This is a genomic window from Alsobacter sp. SYSU BS001988 (genome assembly GCF_054796215.1).
Genome location: NZ_JBTAMK010000003.1, coordinates 429,843 through 448,643 on the forward strand (window position 1 = coordinate 429,843; position 18,801 = coordinate 448,643).

General features: G+C 71.2%; 17 protein-coding genes. 11 read left to right on the forward strand and 6 right to left on the reverse strand.

The features are described 5' to 3' along the window. A complete protein-coding gene (locus tag ACYVO7_RS09080; RefSeq protein WP_460449495.1) occupies window positions 1–768 on the reverse strand; it encodes an SDR family oxidoreductase in 768 nt (255 codons plus the stop codon). Between the two features lie 188 nt (window positions 769–956). Between ACYVO7_RS09080 and ACYVO7_RS09085 the strand changes: the two genes are divergently transcribed. The 5 genes from ACYVO7_RS09085 to ACYVO7_RS09105 are packed head-to-tail and all read left to right on the forward strand — an operon-like array spanning window position 957 to window position 6,644. Beyond that, window positions 957–2,462 (forward strand): ABC transporter substrate-binding protein, encoded by a 1,506-nt coding sequence (locus ACYVO7_RS09085; protein WP_460449496.1) that lies wholly within the window; start codon window positions 957–959, stop codon window positions 2,460–2,462. Window positions 2,463–2,491: 29 nt separating this feature from the next. Beyond that, entirely contained in the window at window positions 2,492–3,439 is a 948-nt protein-coding gene (locus tag ACYVO7_RS09090; RefSeq protein ID WP_460449497.1) for an ABC transporter permease, read from the forward strand. Next, entirely contained in the window at window positions 3,436–4,296 is an 861-nt protein-coding gene (locus tag ACYVO7_RS09095) for an ABC transporter permease (RefSeq protein ID WP_460449498.1), read from the forward strand. The genes ACYVO7_RS09090 and ACYVO7_RS09095 overlap by 4 nt, the downstream gene beginning before the upstream one ends. Then, window positions 4,297–5,925, forward strand: coding sequence for an ABC transporter ATP-binding protein (locus ACYVO7_RS09100; protein WP_460449499.1), 1,629 nt, complete (start codon window positions 4,297–4,299; stop codon window positions 5,923–5,925). After that, window positions 5,922–6,644, forward strand: a complete 723-nt coding sequence (locus tag ACYVO7_RS09105) for an HAD family hydrolase (protein WP_460449500.1) — start codon at window positions 5,922–5,924, stop codon at window positions 6,642–6,644. Before ACYVO7_RS09100 ends, ACYVO7_RS09105 begins: the two co-directional genes overlap by 4 nt. On the opposite strand, the gene ACYVO7_RS09110 is transcribed toward ACYVO7_RS09105, so the two are convergent. Both ACYVO7_RS09110 and ACYVO7_RS09115 read right to left on the reverse strand, forming a co-directional pair. Beyond that, entirely contained in the window at window positions 6,625–8,031 is a 1,407-nt protein-coding gene (locus ACYVO7_RS09110; protein WP_460449501.1) for an amidase, read from the reverse strand. The two genes, ACYVO7_RS09105 and ACYVO7_RS09110, sit on opposite strands and share 20 nt — an antisense overlap. Before the next feature lie 81 nt (window positions 8,032–8,112). Beyond that, window positions 8,113–10,110, reverse strand: coding sequence for a bifunctional 2',3'-cyclic-nucleotide 2'-phosphodiesterase/3'-nucleotidase (locus ACYVO7_RS09115; protein ID WP_460449502.1), 1,998 nt, complete (start codon window positions 10,108–10,110; stop codon window positions 8,113–8,115). 163 nt (window positions 10,111–10,273) lie between these two features. Here ACYVO7_RS09115 and ACYVO7_RS09120 point away from each other — a divergent pair, with 163 nt between their 5' ends. Then, the gene (locus ACYVO7_RS09120) at window positions 10,274–11,347 is read left to right on the forward strand and encodes a PLP-dependent cysteine synthase family protein (RefSeq protein ID WP_460449503.1); all 1,074 of its coding nucleotides are present in this window, start codon (window positions 10,274–10,276) and stop codon (window positions 11,345–11,347) included. Window positions 11,348–11,349: 2 nt separating this feature from the next. Here the strand turns inward: ACYVO7_RS09120 and ACYVO7_RS09125 are convergent, their stop codons facing one another. Beyond that, window positions 11,350–12,141: an SDR family NAD(P)-dependent oxidoreductase gene (locus tag ACYVO7_RS09125; RefSeq protein ID WP_460449504.1), complete on the reverse strand. Its 792-nt coding sequence runs from the start codon at window positions 12,139–12,141 to the stop codon at window positions 11,350–11,352. A 135-nt stretch (window positions 12,142–12,276) separates the two neighbouring features. On the opposite strand from ACYVO7_RS09125, the gene dusA reads away from it, so the two are divergent. Further along, entirely contained in the window at window positions 12,277–13,296 is a 1,020-nt protein-coding gene (gene dusA, locus ACYVO7_RS09130; protein ID WP_460449505.1) for a tRNA dihydrouridine(20/20a) synthase DusA, read from the forward strand. Window positions 13,297–13,311: 15 nt separating this feature from the next. Here dusA and ACYVO7_RS09135 read toward each other — a convergent pair whose 3' ends face one another. Further along, window positions 13,312–14,136, reverse strand: a complete 825-nt coding sequence (locus ACYVO7_RS09135; protein ID WP_460449506.1) for an adenosylcobinamide-GDP ribazoletransferase — start codon at window positions 14,134–14,136, stop codon at window positions 13,312–13,314. A gap of 95 nt (window positions 14,137–14,231) precedes the next feature. On the opposite strand from ACYVO7_RS09135, the gene cobT reads away from it, so the two are divergent. Next, a complete protein-coding gene (gene cobT / locus ACYVO7_RS09140; RefSeq protein ID WP_460449507.1) occupies window positions 14,232–15,275 on the forward strand; it encodes a nicotinate-nucleotide--dimethylbenzimidazole phosphoribosyltransferase in 1,044 nt (347 codons plus the stop codon). On the opposite strand, the gene ACYVO7_RS09145 is transcribed toward cobT, so the two are convergent. Then, entirely contained in the window at window positions 15,276–16,832 is a 1,557-nt protein-coding gene (locus ACYVO7_RS09145) for a sensor histidine kinase (RefSeq protein ID WP_460449508.1), read from the reverse strand. 93 nt (window positions 16,833–16,925) lie between these two features. Between ACYVO7_RS09145 and ACYVO7_RS09150 the strand changes: the two genes are divergently transcribed. From ACYVO7_RS09150 to ACYVO7_RS09160, 3 genes are all read left to right on the forward strand, one after another. Beyond that, the gene (locus tag ACYVO7_RS09150) at window positions 16,926–17,450 is read left to right on the forward strand and encodes a thermonuclease family protein (protein WP_460449509.1); all 525 of its coding nucleotides are present in this window, start codon (window positions 16,926–16,928) and stop codon (window positions 17,448–17,450) included. Between the two features lie 78 nt (window positions 17,451–17,528). Beyond that, a complete protein-coding gene (locus ACYVO7_RS09155; protein ID WP_460449510.1) occupies window positions 17,529–18,137 on the forward strand; it encodes a glutathione S-transferase family protein in 609 nt (202 codons plus the stop codon). A gap of 28 nt (window positions 18,138–18,165) precedes the next feature. Beyond that, window positions 18,166–18,798 (forward strand): uracil-DNA glycosylase family protein, encoded by a 633-nt coding sequence (locus tag ACYVO7_RS09160; protein ID WP_460449511.1) that lies wholly within the window; start codon window positions 18,166–18,168, stop codon window positions 18,796–18,798. Window positions 18,799–18,801 lie beyond the last annotated feature (3 nt).

Genomic DNA, 18,801 nt, shown 5'->3' on the forward strand with positions numbered 1-18,801 from the left:
TCAGACGGAGGCGGTCAGTCCGCCGTCCACCATCAACATGTGGCCACTGACGAAGTCGGAGGCCGACGACGACAGGAAGATCGCCGCGCCGATGAGCTCCTCCAGCTTGCCCCACCGGCCCGCGGGCGTGCGGCCGCACAGCCAGGCGCTGAACTCCGGGTTGTTGACGAGCGCGGCGTTGAGGGGCGTGTCGAAATAGCCCGGCCCGATCGCGTTGACCTGGATGTTGTGCTTGGCCCATTCGGCGGCCAGGCCCCGCGTCATCATCTTCACCGCGCCCTTGGTGGCCGTGTAGGGAACGATGGTCGGCCGGCCGAGCTCGCTCTGCACCGAGCCGATATTGACGATCTTGCCGCTGCGCCGCTGGATCATGCGCCGCCCGACCGAGCGGGACACGAAGAACGCGCTGTCCACATTGGTGCGGAAGATGTCGCGCCAGGCCTCGTCGGGAAAGTCCTCGGCCGGCCCGCGATGCTGCTTTCCGGCGTTGTTGATGAGGATGTCGAGCGGCCCCACCTCGGTCTCGATCCTCGCCACGGCGTCTTCGATGGCTTTCGGATCCGTCGCGTCGAAGACGCTCGCCGAGACGTTGAGTCCCTCCCTCGCCAGCTGCTCGACGCCCTCGGCGAGCTTGGCGGCGTCCCGCCCGTTCAGCACGACGCGCGCGCCCGCGCGCGCCAGGCCCCCCGCCAGCGCGAAGCCGATGCCCTGGCTCGATCCCGTCACGAGGGCGAGGCGTCCGGTGAGGTCGAAGAGAGACAGAGACATGGGGCGCTCCGGCGCGGGAAGGAGAAAGGCCGAGACGGTCGGCGGTCAGCCGCACCGTATGGGCGAAGCGCAAGCCGGGCAACGGGGCCCGTGACGGCCGCGCCCGCGTTCCCCTCGACGCCGTCGCCGTCCTGCGTCTAGCATGGACGGGCGCGGCCCGGCTCTGGGACCGGCGGGAGTGAATGCAGATGCTGTTCGATCGAAGGCTTTTCCTGGCCGGCTCACTGGCCTCGATGGTCGCCGCCGGCGCCCTGGGCGGCGCGCCCGTCGCGTTCGCGGCGGCCCGCAAGGACGTCATCGTCGGGATTCGCCTGGAGCCGCCCCATCTCGATCCGACCGCCGGCGCAGCCGCCGCCATCGGCGAGGTCGTCTACGCCAATCTGTTCGAGGGCCTGACCCGGATCGACCGGGCCGGCGCCGTCAAGCCCGCGCTGGCGGAGAGCTGGACGATCTCCGAGGACGGCAAGACCTACGTCTTCAAGCTGCGCGCCGGGGCGGCGTTCCATGACGGTTCGCCGTTCGACGCCGGCGTCGTGAAGTTCAACCTGGACCGGGCCCGCGCGCCCGACAGCGTCAATCCCCAGAAGACGCTCTTCTCCGCCATCGAGGCCGTCGACGTCGTCGACCCGGCCACCGTGAAGGTGAGCCTGAAGCAGCCGACAGGCGGATTCCTCTTCGGCCTCGGCTGGCCGGCGGCCGTCATGCTGTCGCCCGCCACCGCGGCGGACGCCAAGACGAAGCCCGTCGGCACCGGCCCCTTCCGGTTCGTCGGCTGGGCCAAGGGATCCAGCGTCGAACTGGCACGCGCCGACAAGCACTGGGGCGCGCCCGTCAAGCTCGACAAGATCGTGTTCAAGGTGATCGGGGATTCGTCGGCCTCCTTCGCGGCCCTGATGGCCGGCGACATCGACGCGTTCCCGATCTATCCGGCGCCCGAGAACCTGGACCAGTTCCGCGCCGATCCGCGCTTCAAGGTCGTGGTCGGGAACACCGAGGGCAAGACGATCCTGGCGCTGAACAACGGCCGAAAGCCGTTCGACGACATCCGCGTGCGCCGGGCGCTGTCGCACGCGATCGATCGCAAGACCGTCATCGACGGCGCCATGTTCGGCATCGGCAAGCCGATCGGCTCGCATTTCGCCCCGCAGGACCCGGGCTATGTGGACCTCACCGGCAAGTACCCCCACGACGTCGCCAAGGCCAAGGCGCTGTTGAAGGAAGCCGGCGTGGCGGAAGGGACCAAGCTCAGGCTCGTCCTGCCGCCTCCCGACTATGCGAGGCGCGGGGGCCAGATCATCGCGTCGCAGCTCAAGGCCGTCGGCCTCGAGGTCGAGATCGTCCCCATGGAGTGGGCCCAGTGGCTCTCCGACGTCTTCAAGGGCAAGAACTACGACATGACGATCATCTCGCATGTCGAGCCCCTGGACCTCGATATCTATGCGCGCGACGACTACTACTTCGACTACAAGAGCCCCGCCTACAGGGCGATCTACGCGGAGCTGGCGGCGACCGCCGACCAGGCCAAGCGCGTCGAGCTCTACAAGAAGGCCCAGGAGCAGATCGCCGAGGACGCCGTCAACGTGTTCCTGTTCCTGCTGCCCAAGAGCGGCGTGTGGAGCGCCGAGCTGCAGGGGCTGTGGGAGAACGCCCCGATCCCGGCCAACGACCTCACCGAGGTGAGCTGGAAGGGGTGAAAGCGGGCCTCGCGGGAGGGCGTTGACCCATGGCGGCCTTTGCGCTGCGCCGGCTTTTCGCCCTTCTCGCGACGCTTGCGGCGGCGACGCTGATCGTCTTCACCGTCATGGAGGTGCTGCCCGGGGATCCCGCCCAGGTGATGCTCGGCACCGAGGCGCGGCCCGACACCCTGGCGGCGCTGCGCGAGAAGCTCGGGCTGAACCATCCGGCGCCGGAACGCTACCTGGCGTGGGTGGCCGGCCTGCTCCGCGGCGACTTCGGCGTCAGCTACACCTATTCCACCCCGGTCTCCGAGCTCCTGGGCGAGCGCCTGCTGGTGAGCCTGCCGCTCGCGCTCCTGGCTCTCGCCCTCGCGACCGCGATCGCCATCCCGCTGGGCGCCTGGGCGGCGGCGAACCGCAACGGCGCCGCCGATCTCGGGGTCATGACGGCCACCCAGGTCGGCGTCGCGACGCCGAACTTCTGGTTCGCCATGCTGCTGGTGCTGCTCTTCAGCATCACGCTGCGCTGGCTGCCGGCCGGCGGCTTTCCGGGCTGGTCCGCGGGGCCGTGGGCGGGCTTCAGGGCGCTCATCCTGCCGGCCGTCGCGCTGGCGCTGCCGCAGGCCTCCATCCTGGCGCGCGTCATGCGCTCGTCGCTGCTCGACACGCTGGGCGAGGACTATGTCCGCACCGCCCGGGCCAAAGGGCTGTCGGAAGGACAGGCCCTGCGCCGGCACGCGCTGCGCAACGCGCTCATCCCGGTCCTCACCATCATGGGCCTGCAGTTCTCCTTCCTGCTGGCCGGGACGATCATCATCGAGAACGTGTTCTACCTGCCGGGCCTCGGGCGCCTGGTGTTCCAGGCCATCAACCAGCGCGATCTCGTGGTGGTGAAGAGCGTGGTCGTGGTCCTCGTGGCCAGCGTGATCGTCGTGAACTTCGCCGTGGACATGGCCTATGCGGTCGTGGATCCCCGGCTGAGGAGGCGCGCGTGAGCGCCGCCCTGGAGCGCGCGCCCTCCGGCTGGGCCGGCCGGGCCGTCCGGCACCGCAGCTTCCTGGTCGGCGCCGCCATCGCCGGCGCGGTCGCGGCCGTCGCGGCCGTCTCGCTGGTCTGGACGCCGTGGGATCCGGCCGCGCTGGACATCCCCAACAAGCTCAAGCCTCCCTCCGCCGAGCATTGGTTCGGGACGGACCAGTTCGGCCGCGACACCCTGTCGATGATCATGCGCGGCGCCGTCACCTCGATGGCGGTCTCGGTGGTGGCGGTCGGGATCGGGGCCGTGATCGGGACGCCGCTCGGCCTGCTGGCCGCCCAGCAGAGGGGCGCTGCGGACCAGGCCATCATGCGGGCCAACGACTTCATCTTCGCCTTTCCGGCCCTGCTCATCGCCATCATGCTGCGCGAGCTGTTCGGCCCGGGCGCGGTCAACGCCATGGTCGCCATCGGGATCTTCAACATCCCGGTCTTCGCCCGCGTCGCCTACGGGGCCGCGCTGCCCATCTGGACGCGCGACTTCATCCTGGCGGCGCGCGTCGCCGGCAAGGGCGCCGCCAGGATCACGGCCGAGCACGTGCTGCCCAACATCGCCAGCCTGATCATCGTCCAGGCGACGATCCAGCTCTCGCTCGGCGTGCTGGCCGAAGCGGCGCTGTCCTATGTGGGGCTCGGCGTGCAGCCTCCGGCTCCGAGCTGGGGGCGGATGCTGAACGAAGCCCAGACCCTGATGGCCCTGGCGCCGCGCCTCGCGCTCATTCCGGGCCTGGCCATCATCGTCACCGTGCTCGGCCTCAACCTGCTCGGGGACGGGCTGCGCGACGTGCTGGACCCCCGCCTCGCCAGGGAGCGCTGAGTGGCGGTCCTCGACATCGCGGGGCTGGACCTGTCGATCCACGGCGCGCCCATCCTGAAGGGGATCTCGCTCGCGGTGGGCGAGGGGGAGGTGCTCGGGCTCGTGGGCGAGTCAGGCTCCGGCAAGAGCCTGACGGCGCTCAGCGTCATGCGGCTCCTGCCGCGCGGCGCGAAGGCGTCGGGCTCGATCCTGTTCGAGGGGGCCGACATCCTCGCGCGGAGCGAGCGCGAGATGCGCGGCCTGCGCGGCCGCGGGATCGGCATGGTGTTCCAGGAGCCGATGACCGCCCTGAACCCCCTGAAGACGATCGGCGAGCAGGCCGCCGAAGGCTTCCGGCTGCATCTCGGGCTGGGCCGGCGCGAGGCCGCCGCCAGGGCCGAGCGCATCCTGGAGCGCGTCGGGCTGCCGGCCGCGGAGGTCCCGCCGGACCGGTATCCGCACGAGCTCTCGGGCGGGCAGCGCCAGCGCGTGGTCATCGCCATGGCGGTGGCGCTCTCGCCCCGGCTGGTGATCGCCGACGAGCCGACGACCGCCCTCGACGTCACCACCCAGGCGCAGATCCTGGCCCTGCTGCGCGAGCTCGTGGCCGAGAACCGGTCGAGCCTGCTCCTGATCACGCACGACTTGGCGGTGATCGGGGCCATGGCGGACAGGGTGGCGGTCATGCAGCGCGGCTCGGTCGTCGAGGCCGGACCGGCCGCTGGTTTTTTCGGCGCGATGCGGCATCCCTATTCCCGGGCGTTGCTGGCCGCCTCGCGCCACGTCCCCCGAAGGACCGCGCCGCCCGCCGCGCCGGAGCCGCTGCTCCAGGTCGAGGGGCTCGTGCGCGACTACGTGACGCCGCGCGCCAACCCGTTCCGCGCGGCCCCCCGCAAGCGGGCGGTGGACGGCGTCAGCTTCGCCATCGGCCGCGGGGAAAGCGTCGGCCTCGTGGGGGAATCGGGCTCCGGCAAGTCCACGGTCGCCCGGGCGACGCTGGCGCTCGAGCCTCCCCAGGGGGGCGCGATCCGGCTCGGCGCCCGGGACGTCGCCGCCCTCTCCGGGGAGGAGCTCCGCGCCTTCCGGCGCCGGGTGCAGATGGTCTTCCAGGACCCGTACGGTTCCTTCGATCCCCGTCACAAGGCCGGGCGCATCGTGGCCGAGCCGCTTCGGCTGCTCGGCGAGGTGAGCGACCGGGCGGGGCGCGTCGCCCAGGCCCTGCGCGAGGTGGGCCTCGATCCGTCCGACGCGGACAAATATCCGCATGAATTCTCCGGCGGCCAGCGCCAGCGCCTCGCCATCGCCCGCGCGCTGATCACGCGCCCCGACCTGATCGTGCTCGACGAACCCGTCTCGGCGCTGGACGTGACGATCCGCGCCCAGGTCCTCGACCTTCTCGCCGACCTGCAGGCGCGGCTGGGGCTGGCCTACCTTTTCATCTCGCATGACCTTGCGGTCGTGCGCGCCATCACCGACCGTGTGCTGGTGATGTGGCGGGGGAGGGTGGTCGAGCAGGGCCCCACCGGGCAGGTGCTGGACGACCCCCGACATCCCTACACCCGGGAGCTCGTGGCCGCCTCGCTCCATCTGGCCGACGCCATGGCGCGGCGCGGCGCGGGGGCCCATGACAGCCAGAGACGCGAGACATGACCCGTGCGGTGACCACCATCGGCTTCGACGCCGACGACACGCTCTGGCACAACGAGCGCTTCTACCGGCTCACGGAGGAGCGCTTCGCCGCGCTGCTCGCCGAACACGCCGATCCGGGCGACGTGTCGCGCCGGCTTCTCGACGCCGAGAAGCGCAATCTCGGGATCTACGGGTTCGGCATCAAGGGCTTCACGCTGTCGATGATCGAGACCGCCGTCGAGATCACGGACAGCCGCGTTCCGGCCAGCGTCATCGGCCAGATCCTGGCCGTCGGGCGCGACATGCTGGCCCATCCGGTCGAGACGCTCCCGCATGTGCGCGAGACGCTGCAGGCGCTCGCCGGGCGCTACCGGCTGGTCATGATCACGAAGGGCGACCTCTTCGACCAGGAGCGCAAGCTCGCCGCGTCCGGGCTCGGCGAACTCTTCGACGCCGTCGAGATCGTCAGCGACAAGAACGCGGCCACCTATGAGCGGATCTTCGCCCGCCATGGCGACGGCCCGGCCCTGAGCCTGATGGTGGGCAACTCGATCCGGTCCGACATCCTCCCCGCGCTGGCGGCCGGCGCATGGGCCGTTCATGCGCCGCACGACCTGACATGGGACTACGAACTCGCCGCCGCCCCCGTGGCGCATCCGCGGTTCCGCGAGATCGCGCATCTGGGAGAGCTGCCGGCGATCCTCGACGCCCTCGAGGCGCCTACGCCCTCGGAGAGCTGAGCGTCTCCCACCCGGCCAGGGCCTCATAGGCGCGGGCGGCCCGCAGCACGAGCGCATCGGAGCCGAAGGGCCCGACGATCTGCAGCCCGGCCGGAAGGCCCGCGGCGGTCAGGCCGCACGGGACGGACGCGGCCGGCTGCTGGCTGATGTTGAACGGATAGGTGTAGGGCGTCCACGCGGTCCAGTCCTCGCCGAAGCGGCCGTCCGCCGGGGTGAGCCGCCCCACCTCGAAGGCCTCCGTGGCCAGCGTCGGCGTCAGCAGCAGGTCGTAGCGCTGGTGGAACTCCGCCATGCGCGCCGCAACGGCGTTCCGCTGGTTCAGGAAGGCGTCCACATAGGCGGCGGCCGAGAGCCGCTCGCCATGCCGGGCGGCCTCGACGAGGCCCGGATCCATGCGCGCCCGCTCCTCGGGGCCGAACGGCTGCAGCGCCAGCGCCGCGCCGGCGGTCCACAACGTGGTGAGCGTTTCGAGAGGGTCCGGGATGCCGGGGTCGACCTCCTCCACCACGGCGCCGAGCTCCTCGAAGCGGCGCGCCGCAGCCGCCGAGAGCCGCTCGATCTCCGCGTCCAGCGTCTTGACGTGGCCGAGCCGCGGCGACCAGGCGATCCGTAGCCCGCGCACGCCGTCGGCCAGCCCGATGCGGTAGTCGGGCGCCGGAGAGGTCATCGCCGTCATGTCGCGGCTGTCGGGCCGCCCGATCACCGACAGCGCCAGGGCCGCGTCCTCGACCGTGCGGGTGAGCGGGCCGACATGGGCCAGGAAGCCCATCGTCGAGATCGGCCGGGCCGGGACCCGGCCATAGCTCGCCTTGATGCCGAACACGCCCGTGAAGGCGGCCGGGATGCGGATCGATCCGGCTCCGTCCGTCCCGATATGGATGCAGCCGATGTTCAACGCCGCGCAGGCCGCCGCGCCGGAGGACGATCCGCCGGGCGTGCGGTCGAGCTTCCAGGGATTGCGCGTGATCCCGGTCAGGGGAGAATCGCCCAGACCCTTCCAGCCGAATTCCGGCATGCAGGTCTTGCCCAGGAACACCGCGCCCGCCTCCCGCAGCCGGGCCACCGCGGGCGCATCCTCCTCGGCCGGCGCCTTGGACGTCACGGCCGATCCCTTGAACCAGGTCCAGCCCTTCACGGCGATGTTGTCCTTGACGGTGGTCGGCACCCCGTCGAGCGGCCCGCAGGGTTCGCCCTTGGCCCAGCGCGCCTCCGAGGCGCGGGCCATCGCCAGCGCGTCGTCCTCGTCTCCCCCGCAGAACGCGTTGACGGCGGGCTCGTGCTTCGCCTTGCGGGCGAGCGCGTCCCGCGCCGCCTCGACGGGAGACAAGGTGCGCCTGCGGTAATGGCGCAGGAGTTCGACGGCGGTCAGGTCGGCGATGTCGGTCACGGGGCGGCGCTCCAGGAAAGCGCCATCGAAGCGGAAGCCGCCCCGGCTTGCAATCTCCGATACCGGGCCTGCGCGGCCCCGCTAGGCGCCGAGGTCGAGCCTGAACTTGGCGAAGCCGTCCGGGGCGTCGCCCGCCGCGGTGGCCCGAAGGTCCTTCGGCAGCTCCCTGGCGGCCCGCGGCGAGGTCACGAAAGTCACGTTCACGGGCGCGGCGATGGGCGCGAAGCGCCAGTTCCGGTCGGCGACGGGGTCGATCGCCTTCTTCTCCACGATGTAGCGCACGATGACGTCGCGGTTGGTGTCCGGCGCGTCGATCACCACCGTCTTGCCGTCCGCTCCGGGGAAGTTGCCGCCGCCGCCCGCCCGGTAATTGTTGGTGGCGACGATGAATTCCTGCCGCTCGTCGATCGGCTCGCCCTTGAACCGCAGGTCGAGGATACGGTGCGCCTCGGGGGCGACGACCTTGCCATTGTTGTCGTAGCGCGACGGCTGTGTGACGTCGATCTGGTAGGTCACGCCGTCGATGACGTCGAAATTGTAGGTCGGAAAGGCGTCGTCGATCAGCGGCTGCTCGTCCGTGACGGCGGGGTCGATGCGCCGGAACATGCCGGCCGAGCGCTCCAGCCACTCGCGGACCTGCGCTCCGGTCACTTTCACGGCACGGACGGTGTTGGGGTAGAGGTAGATGTCGGCGACGTCCTTGATGGCGATCGGGCCGGCCTTCACGTCGGTGTAATATTCGGGCCCGCCGCGCCCGCCGCATTTGAACGGCGCCGCCGCCGACAGGATCGGAAGGTTCTTTAGCGACGGGATGGTGGACGCGAGCTTCGTCACGTACCAGAGCTGCGCCTGCGAGACGACCTGCACGGAGGGGTCGTCCGCCACCAGGGCGAAGAAGGAGTTGATCGGGTTCTTCAACTCGCCGACCGGCTGGCGGACATAGGCCAGGGTGGCGTCGTGCTCCGCCTTGACGGCCGCCGCGACGGCGCCGTCGGCCTCGGCCCTGGAGACGATCTGGCGGTCCTTGCGCTCGTAGATCGGCCGGGCCTCGGTCTTGAACTCCCTGACCTTCCAGCCCTCGGCGGTCTTGTCGAGCGTGAGGTCGACCACGCCCAGATGGCTGCCCCAGAACCCCGCCATGACGGCCGGAACTCCGTTCAGCGTCCCCCGCTCGACATCGACGCCGGGGATGCCGCCGAAGTCCTTCCCGCCCGGGAACACCTTGTGCTGATGCCCGGTGAAGATCACGTCGATGCCCGGAACGGCCGACAGATGCAGCGCGGCGTTCTCCTCGCCGCCCCGGCGCTCGCCGCCCTCGATCCCCGAATGGCACAGCGCGACCAGCACGTCGCACTGGCGCCGCAACTCCGGCACGTGCTTGCGGGCGGCGTCGACGATGTCGATGGTCTGCACCTTGCCGGCGAGATTGGCCTCGTCCCATTGCATGATCTGCGGCGGCACGAAGCCGATGACGCCGATGCGCAGGCGCTGCCGGACCCCGGCTTCGTCCTCCACGTCCCGGTCGATGACCAGCGTCGGGCGCACCAGATGCGCGCCGTCGGCCTTGTGCAGGTTGGCGCACACGACCGGGAAGGCCGCGCCGGCGAGCGAGAAGCCCAGGAAGCTCAGGCCGTAATTGAATTCGTGGTTGCCCAGCGTCCCGCAGGCGTAGTCGAGCCCGTTCATGGCCGCCACCATCGGGTGGACGTCGCCGGCCTTCATGCCCTTCCGGTAGGCCATGTAGTCGCCCATGGGGCTGCCCTGCAGCAGGTCGCCATTGTCGAACAGGACGCTGTTCTTGGCCTCGGCGCGCGCCGCCTTGACCAGCGTCGCCGTCTTGGCGAGGCCCACCATGTCGTCCGGCTTGTCGCGGTAGTAGTCGTAGGGCAGCACGTTGACGTGCAGGTCCGTGGTCCCCAGCAGCCTCAGCCTGACCCGGGACGAGCCCGCCTGCGCGGGACCTGCGGCCAACGCCCCCGCGGCGAGGACGGCGCCGGCGCCCAAAACGACCTGACGCCGCGATACGGCCTGCGCCGCGGAGGGTCCAGCGTTCGCGGACGGGGTCGAAGAGGACGTCATCATGAGCTCCGGATGGCATTCGGACTGGGGCAGGATCGGCGTAGCCTATGCCCGCCGCTCGTGGCGGAGAAGTGACGATCTCACGGCGCAACGGGGCGCCGCCCGATCCGGGCTCGACAGACGAGGAAAACGGGATCAGGACGGAGGCGAAGGAGCCGCGACCATGCCCCAGACCAGTCCCAGCCGCGCCTGGGTGGCGCACGCCATCGAGCTGATCGAGGCGGATTTCACCCGCTCGGCCGACACCCACCTCCTGCGGGCGCCGCTGCCGGGCGTGTCGGGCGTGGCGCTCTACCTGAAGGACGAGTCGACCCATCCGACGGGCAGCCTCAAGCACCGGCTCGCCCGCTCCCTGTTCCTCTACGCCTTGTGCAACGGCTGGATCGGGCCCGAGACCCCCGTCATCGAGGCCTCCAGCGGGTCGACCGCGGTGTCGGAGGCCTATTTCGCCCGGATGCTGGGGCTGCGCTTCATCGCCGTGATGCCGCGCACGACCTCGCCCGAGAAGGTGGAGCAGATCGCCTTCTACGGCGGCGAAAGCCACTTCGTCGACAGCTCCGGCGAGATGTACGAGGCGAGCGCAAGGCTCGCGGCCGACCTCGGCGGCCACTACATGGACCAGTTCACCTTCGCCGAGCGCGCCACCGACTGGCGCGGCAACAACAACATCGCCGAGTCCATCTTCGGCCAGATGAGCCGCGAGCAGCACCCGATCCCGGCCTGGATCGTGGTGGGCGCGGGCACCGGCGGCACCTCCGCGACGCTGGGGCGGTACATCCGCTACCGCCGCCTGCCGACGCGGCTCTGCCTCGCCGATCCCGAGGCGTCGGTCTTCCATCGCCACCTCGCCGACCGCAGCGTCTGCACGGCGTCGGGCCCGCCCTCCTGCATCGAGGGAATCGGGCGCCCGCGCTGCGAGCCGTCCTTCATGCCGGACCTGATTGACAAGGCTTTCGCCGTGCCGGATCCGGCGAGCATCGCGGCCGCACGCGTGCTGTCGCGCCGGATCGGGCGCTCCTGCGGCGGCTCGACGGGCACGAATATCTGGGCTGCGGCCCATCTGGCCGCCGCCATGGAGGCGCGGGGCGAGACGGGATCCATCGTCACGCTGCTGTGCGACAGCGGCGAGCGCTACCGCAGCACATGCCTGAACGACGGTTGGCTCGCGGCCCGCGGCATCGAGCTGGCGCCCTGGGAGGCCAGGATCGAGCGCTTCTTCGAGACCGGCGAAATCTGACGCTAGCCGCCCGAGCCGCTTCGCCGCTTGGACTGCAGGCGGGAGATGACCGCCAGCGACAGCGCCCTGGGGGTCAGCCCCGCGGTTCCGGCCATGATCCGGTTCATCAGGCCCGGCACCGCGACGCGGTCGCCCCGCAGGAAAGCCTCGCGCCCGTAGCGGGCCACCTCGGCCGCGTCCATGGGCTTGATCACGTCGAACAGGGCCGAATTGAGCCGCGCCCGCTCCTGGAACCCGGTGGAGGTCGGCCCCGGGCACAGCGCCGTCACGGTCACGCCGCCCGGCGCCAGCTCATAGGCGAGCGCTTCCGAGAAGCTGAGCACGAAGGCCTTGGTGGCGTAGTAGACGGCCATGCCGGGCCCCGGCTGGAACGCCGCCGTCGAGGCCACGTTGAGCACCCCGCCCTTGAGGGCCACGATCGAGGGCAGCGCCGCGAGCGTCAGGTCGGTCAGCGCCCGCACGTTCAGGTCGACCATCGCGACCTGCTCCGCCCGCGGCAGCGACGCCGCGTCTCCGTTCAGTCCGAAGCCGGCGTTGTTGACGAGCCGGCGCACCTGCGCGCCCTCGCGGCCGATGGCGTCCAGGAGGCGGTCCGCAGCGCCCGGCTCGGCGAGGTCGAGCGCGATCGCAATGGGACGGGGCCGGCCCGCAGCCTCGATCTCGTTCGCCAGCTGCGACAGCGCCTCCTGCGAACGCGCCGTGACGGCCACGTCGTCGCCGCCCGCCGCGAACGCCCGCGCGAGCTCCAGGCCGATGCCGCCGGACGCGCCGGTGACCAGGGTGACCATCCGCATCCGTCCGCTCCGTCTCGTTCCCGACGCCCACGATATGGGAGGCTGGCGCGGGAATGAAAGGCGCGCCGCCCCGCCCACGGTTGGCGCCGCGCCCCAATCCGGCTATGCGATCGGCCTGCCCACGATCCCAGAGCGATGACGGACCCTTTCACGCCCCCCAGCCCCTGGCGCTTCTCGGTCGCGCCCATGATGGATTGGACTGATCGGCACTGCCGGCGGCTCCATCGCGTCATGAGCCGGCGCGCGCTGCTCTATACCGAGATGGTCACGACCGGCGCCGTCATCCATGGCGACCGGCGGCGGATCCTCGGCTTCTCCGCGCCGGAGCATCCCGTCGCCGTCCAGCTCGGCGGCTCCGAGCCGACCGACCTCGCGCAGGCGGCCCGCATCGCGGAGGGCGAGGGCTACGCGGAGGTCAACCTGAATGTCGGCTGCCCGTCGGACCGGGTGCAGGACGGCCGCTTCGGCGCGTGCCTGATGCGCGAGCCCGCCCTCGTCGGAGAGGCCGTGGCCGCCATGAAGGCGGCCGTCGCCGTGCCGGTCACGGTCAAGTGCCGCATCGGCGTCGACGATCAGGATCCCGAGGAGGCGCTGGACCGGCTCGCCGACGCGGTCCTCGCCGGCGGGGCGGACGCCATCATCGTGCACGCCCGCAAGGCCTGGCTGCAGGGGCTCTCCCCCAAGGAGAACCGGGACGTGCCGCCGCTGGACTATGGCCGGGTCCATCGCCTCAAGCGGCGGCTGCCGTCGACGCCCATCGCCATCAATGGCGGGCTGACCGGGCTCGATCACTGCCGCGAGCAGCTCGCCCATGTCGACGGCGTCATGCTGGGCCGCGCCGCCTATCACGACCCGGAGATCCTGCTGCACGTGGATCCCGCGCTGTTCGGGCAAGCCGCGCCCGTCGCGGACGCCTTCGAGGCCGTCGAAGCCTATGAACCTTATGTGGCGATGCGGCTCGCCGAAGGCGTGCGGCTGTCCTCGATCACGCGCCACATGCTCGGACTATTCCAGGGCCGGCCCGGAGCGCGCGCCTTCCGCCGTCATCTGGCCACGGAGGCCGTCAAGCCCGGCGCGGGCCTCGACGTGCTGCGGGCGGCGGTCGCGATGGTGTCGCGCCAGGACGCCGCGCCGGGGCGCATCGAGGCGGCCTGACGGCCCGGCTCGGCGTCAGATCCTCGTCAGCAAGCCCAGCAGCGCCGCCGTTTCGGCGATGAGCGTGACGGCTCCGGCGACGTCTCCCGTCTGGCCGCCGATCTTGGCGCGCGCGAGCCTGACGCACAGCCAGGCCGTCAGGCCGCCCAGCGCGAGCGCGAGCGCCGCCTTGACGACGCCGAAGCCGGGCGCCAGCAGCAGGACGGCCAGCGCGAGCGTGATCGAGCAGGCGGTCGCCATGGTGCGGTCGGTGGGCCGGCCGACGGCGGCCGACTTGCCGCCCGGCCTTGCGGGCGGCAGCGCCCAGAGCGGGAACAGGCCGGCCACGCGCCCGATCGCCGCCGCCGCCACGAGCGCCAACGCGGCCCGGCCGGGGCCCGCCTGCGCGGCGAGGCCCGCGATCGCCGAGAAGCGCAGCAGGAGGACGATCGCGAGCGCGGTCGCCCCGTAGGAGCCGATCCGGCTGTCCGCCATGATCTCGAGGCGGCGCGCCGCGGTGGAGCCGCCCCAGAACCCGTCGGCCATGTCGGCGAGCGCGTCCTCGTGCAGGGCCCCCGTCGCGATGGCCAGGGCCGCGAGCGTCATGGCGGCGGCGACCGTCGGCGGCAGCCCGAGCCACGACGCGGCGAGCAGCGCCGCCGCCCCGACCCCTCCCACGATCGCGCCGGCCACCGGCAGCATTCGCGGGATCCGGGTGAAATCCGGCGCGGCGTGCGGCTCGGCCTCCCCGGCCAGCCTCGGCGTGGGCAGCCGCGTGTAGAAGCGCAGGCACTGCGCCGTCTCCAGCGCGAGGGCGCGCCAGAGCAGGGGAGGGCGGTCATTCGTGGGCGCGATCGACATCGTGGTCCGCTGGCTTCCCGCAGGGTGACGCAACCGCTATAGCAGGCCTCGCGCAGCGAATCCCGCCGGACGGGACTCAGGCCACAGGAGCGAACATGGCGACGAACGCCACCGGCCTTCCCTTCGACGACATCCGCAGCCTGCTGGCCGTCATGCCGGGCCCCGACCTGGGCGCCGCCGCCGCGGTCCGGGCGCGCGACGCCATGCTCACCAAACCCCCGGGCAGCCTCGGCCGCCTCGAGGACGTCGCCGTCTGGCTCGCCGAGTGGCAGGGCAAGCCCACGCCCCAGATCACCCGCCCCCTCGTCTGCGTCTTCGCCGGCAACCATGGCGTCGTCGCGCAGGGCGTCTCGCCCTATCCGCAGAGCGTCACGCGCCAGATGCTGGAGAACTTCGCGGCGGGCGGAGCGGCCATCAACCAGATCTGCGCCTCTTACGATCTCGGCTTCAAGGTCTTCGATCTCGCCCTCGACATCCCGACCGCCGACATCACCGTGGAAGCCGCGCTGGACGAGAAGAGCTGCGTCGCCACCATGGCCTTCGGCATGGAGGCGATTTCCGGCGGGACCGATCTGCTCGGCCTCGGCGAGATGGGAATCGGCAACACCACGATCGCGGCGGCCATCTACGCCGCCCTGTATGGCGGCGATCCCGCCCGCTTCGTCGGCCGCGGCACGGGCCTCGACGATGAGGGCCTGAAACGCAAGACCGCCGCCGTCGAGCGCGCCATCATGGTCCATGCGGGGCATCTGGACGATCCGCTGGAGCTGCTGCGCCGCCTGGGCGGGCGCGAGATCGCCGCCATCGCGGGCGCCATCCTGGCGGCGCGCCTCAACCGCATTCCGGTGGTGCTCGACGGCTATGTGGTGACCGCCGCGGCGGCCGTCCTGCACGCGCTCGATCCCTCGGCGCTGGATCATTGCGTGGCCGGCCACGTCTCGGCCGAGGGTGCGCACCGCGAGGTGCTGGAGCGGCTCGGCAAGCCGCCGCTCCTCGATCTCGGCATGCGCCTCGGGGAAGGCTCCGGCGCCGCGCTGGCGATGGGCGTGATCAAGGCGGCCGCCGCCTGCCACGCCGGCATGGCCACCTTCGCCCAGGCCGGCGTCGACGACCGGCCGGACCACGGGCAGGCGGGCTGATCAGGCCGCGGCGCGGCGCGCCGTGCGCGGGGCCTGCGCCGGAGCGGGCTCCAGGCCGGACTCGTCCATGGGGGCGAGCGTGTCCATCACGCGCGACGGCGGCAGGGTGACGATCACCTCCGTGCCCTCGCGCAGCTTGGAGTTCAGGATCAGCTGGCCTCCATGCATGTCGATCAGCCCCTTGACGATCGGCAGCCCCAGCCCGGTGCCCTGCTCGGCCGTCTTGATCGCCAGCGATCCGCGGCCGAAGGATTGCAGCACCACCGGGATCTCCTCCTCGGGAATGCCCGGCCCGGTGTCGCGGACGCTGAGATACTGCCCGCCCGAGGACGTCCAGCCGACCTTGATGGTGACCTCTCCGCCGGTCGGCGTGAACTTGATCGCGTTGGAGAGCAGGTTGAGGGCCACCTGCCGGATCGAGCGTTCGTCGGCCCAGATCTTGGGCAGGTTGCGCTCGATCGTCTCGCGGATGGTGATGGAGCGGTTCTTGGCCCGCATCTGCAGCATGTGGTGGCAGTCCTCCACCACATGGGCGAGGCTGACCGCCTCTTCCTTCAGCTCGTAACGTCCGGCCTCGATGCGCGACAGGTCGAGGATCTCGTTGATGATGTCCAGCAGCAGCTTGCCGCTGGAATAGATGTCGTTGGCGTATTCGCGATAGGCCGGCACGTGGTGCTTGCCGAACAGCTCGCCCTTCATCACCTCCGAGAAGCCCATGATGGCGTTCAGCGGCGTGCGCAGCTCATGGCTCATGGTCGCCAGGAAGTGCGACTTGGCGATGTTGGCCTCCTCGGCCCGGCGCCGCGCCTCGTCCGAGTTGGCCTTGGCCTGCTCGAGCTCGGCGATCAGCGCGTCCTTCTCGGCCCGGAACTCCAGCGTCGCCACCGTCGACGAATAGAGGCGGTTCGCCAGGATGGCGAAATAGAGCTGTCCGCCCGCGGCCACCATCGCCATGGTCAGCCACTCGATGTTGTGCAGCGACCCGATGCTGGCCAGGATCGCGCCCGAGAGCGGCGCGACGCCGAAATAGACCGCCGCCGGCACGTTGGCGGCCAGCATCGCCGTCACGGCCGTGATCAGCAGCGCCAGGAAGAGCAGGAAGGTCTGCGCGCCCTGCGCCCCCGATTGGTAAAGAGCGACGAGAAGCACCGCCCAGGCGACGCCCTGGACGAACTCTCCGATGACGAAGCGCAGGCGCCACGCGCCGACCACGACCGTCGCCGGATCGAGCTTCAGGTAGCGCGAGGTGAACACGAAGGACACGCTCATCGCGATCATGATGAGCGCCGTCCACATCAACACGAGCGGAGCGCTGACCCAGACCGCCGAGGCGGCGCCGATGATCCCGGTCAGGAGATACATCACCACCACGGCGTTGCGCCGGGTCTCGGCGAATTGCCGGAGGATCTCGTAGTCGAACGCGCGCTCCAGCCCGGAGGTCGACGTCAGCTTCTCGCGCGTCGCCTGGAGCTCCCGGTTGGCGCGGCGGCGGCGCGCCACCTCGATCGGGTCCGCGCCACGGCCTCGCTGGATGATTTCGGGCGTCAGTTCTGACATGGACGAGGTACGCGGGACTCGGCGGCGAGGTAAGGCTGCATCTTGATCGGAAACAGTTAACTTGCGCCTGACGCGCAGGGAGAGATTCGCCGTATGACGTATTACGCGTCCGGGCCGCGCAGCCTTCGCCGGGGCCTCCCAGGGCTGCTCGCGCTCGCCATCACGGCCGCGCTTTTCGCCATGGGCCGCGAGGCCGTCCGGGCCTGGCGCGCCGAGACCCTGACCGGGCGCGTGGCCGTGATCGACGGCGACAGCCTCAGGTTGGATGGCCAGGAGATTCGCCTGGAGGGCATCGACGCGCCCGAATACCGGCAGACCTGCTGGAGGGGCGACCGCGAGGAGCCCTGCGGGAAGCAGGCCAGGTCGGCCCTCGTTCAGCTCATCGGGGCGGGCGCGCTGGTCTGCGTCTCCCATGGCTCCGATCGCTACGGCCGCAAGCTGGCGGTGTGCCGCGCCGGGGACGTCGACATCAACCGGGCGATGGTCCTGGCCGGGCAGGCGATGTCGTATGGCGGTTATGAAACCGAGGAAGCCGAGGCGCACCGCGCCGGGCGCGGCGTCTGGGGCTCCCGCTTCGAGCGCCCGGCCGACTGGCGGGCGAGGCATCCAAGGCCTTGATCGCAAGCTGCATCGGCCAGGCGCATTGACCCACGGCTATCGCTCGTGATCGATACCAGTCCTGACGGGAGGCCCGCGATGAAGCTCTATGACAGCCCCACGGCGCCGAATGCGCGCCGGGTCCGCATCTTTCTGGCCGAAAAGGGACTTTCGATCCCGACCGAGGCCGTGGATCTCGGCAGGATGGAGCATCGCGGCGATCAGTTCAGGGCCCTCAACCCGCGCGAGCAGGTTCCGGTGCTGGTGCTGGACGACGGCGCGGCCCTCAGCGAGTCGGTGGCGATCTGCCGTTTCATCGAGGAGCTGCATCCCGAGCCCTGCCTGTTCGGCGCGTCGCCCCGGGAGCGCGCGTTCACCGAGATGTGGCAGCGCCGCGTGGAGCTGGGGCTGCTCGCGACCGTGCAGGCCGTCTTCCGCCATCTCCACCCGGCGATGGCGAAGCTCGAGGACCAATGCCCCGCATGGGGCGAGGCGAACAAGCCGCGCCTCATGGCGGAGCTGGCCTATCTCGACCGGGAGCTCGCCGACCGGGCCTATATCGCCGGCGACCGCTTCACCATCGCCGACATCACCGCCCTGTGCGCGATCGACTTCCTCCGTCCGACCCGCATCGCCGTGCCGGACGAACTCGTCAACCTGAAGCGCTGGAAAGCCGAGGTGTCGTCCAGGCCGTCGGCCTCGGCCTGACCCCGCCGCGAGCGGGGCAGGGTCTGCGATGAGCGCGCAGGACCTCGACGATCTGCTCGCCGCCATCCGGCTGTGCCGGATCTGCCGCGACGCGCCCTGGAAGGCTCCCCTGCCGCACGAGCCCCGCCCGGTGCTGCAGGCCTCCTCCGGCGCGCGGCTCTTCATCGTCGGCCAGGCGCCGGGCACGAAGGTGCACGCCTCGGGGCGGCCCTTCACGGACGCGTCCGGGGATCGGCTGCGCGAATGGCTCGGGATCGGCGAGGACGCCTTCTACGATCCGGCCCGCGTGGCCATCCTGCCGATGGGGTTCTGCTTTCCGGGCCAGGACGCCAAGGGCGGCGACCTGCCGCCGCGGCCCGAATGCGCGGCCGCCTGGCGCGAGCGGCTGCTGGCGCTGATGCCGCCGCCCAGGCTCACCGTCGGCCTCGGCCTGCACGCGCTGAAGTGGCACCTGACGCGGCTGGGTCGGCGCGACCTTCTCGCCCCGACGCTCGACGCCATGGTGGCGAACTGGGCCCGCATCCATGGGCAGGCCGGCATGATCCCGCTTCCCCACCCCTCCTGGCGCAACACGGCCTGGATCAAGCGCAATCCATGGTTCGCGCAGGATCTCCTGCCCGTCCTGCGCGCCGAAGCCGCCGCGGCGATCGGGGCGGACTGAGGC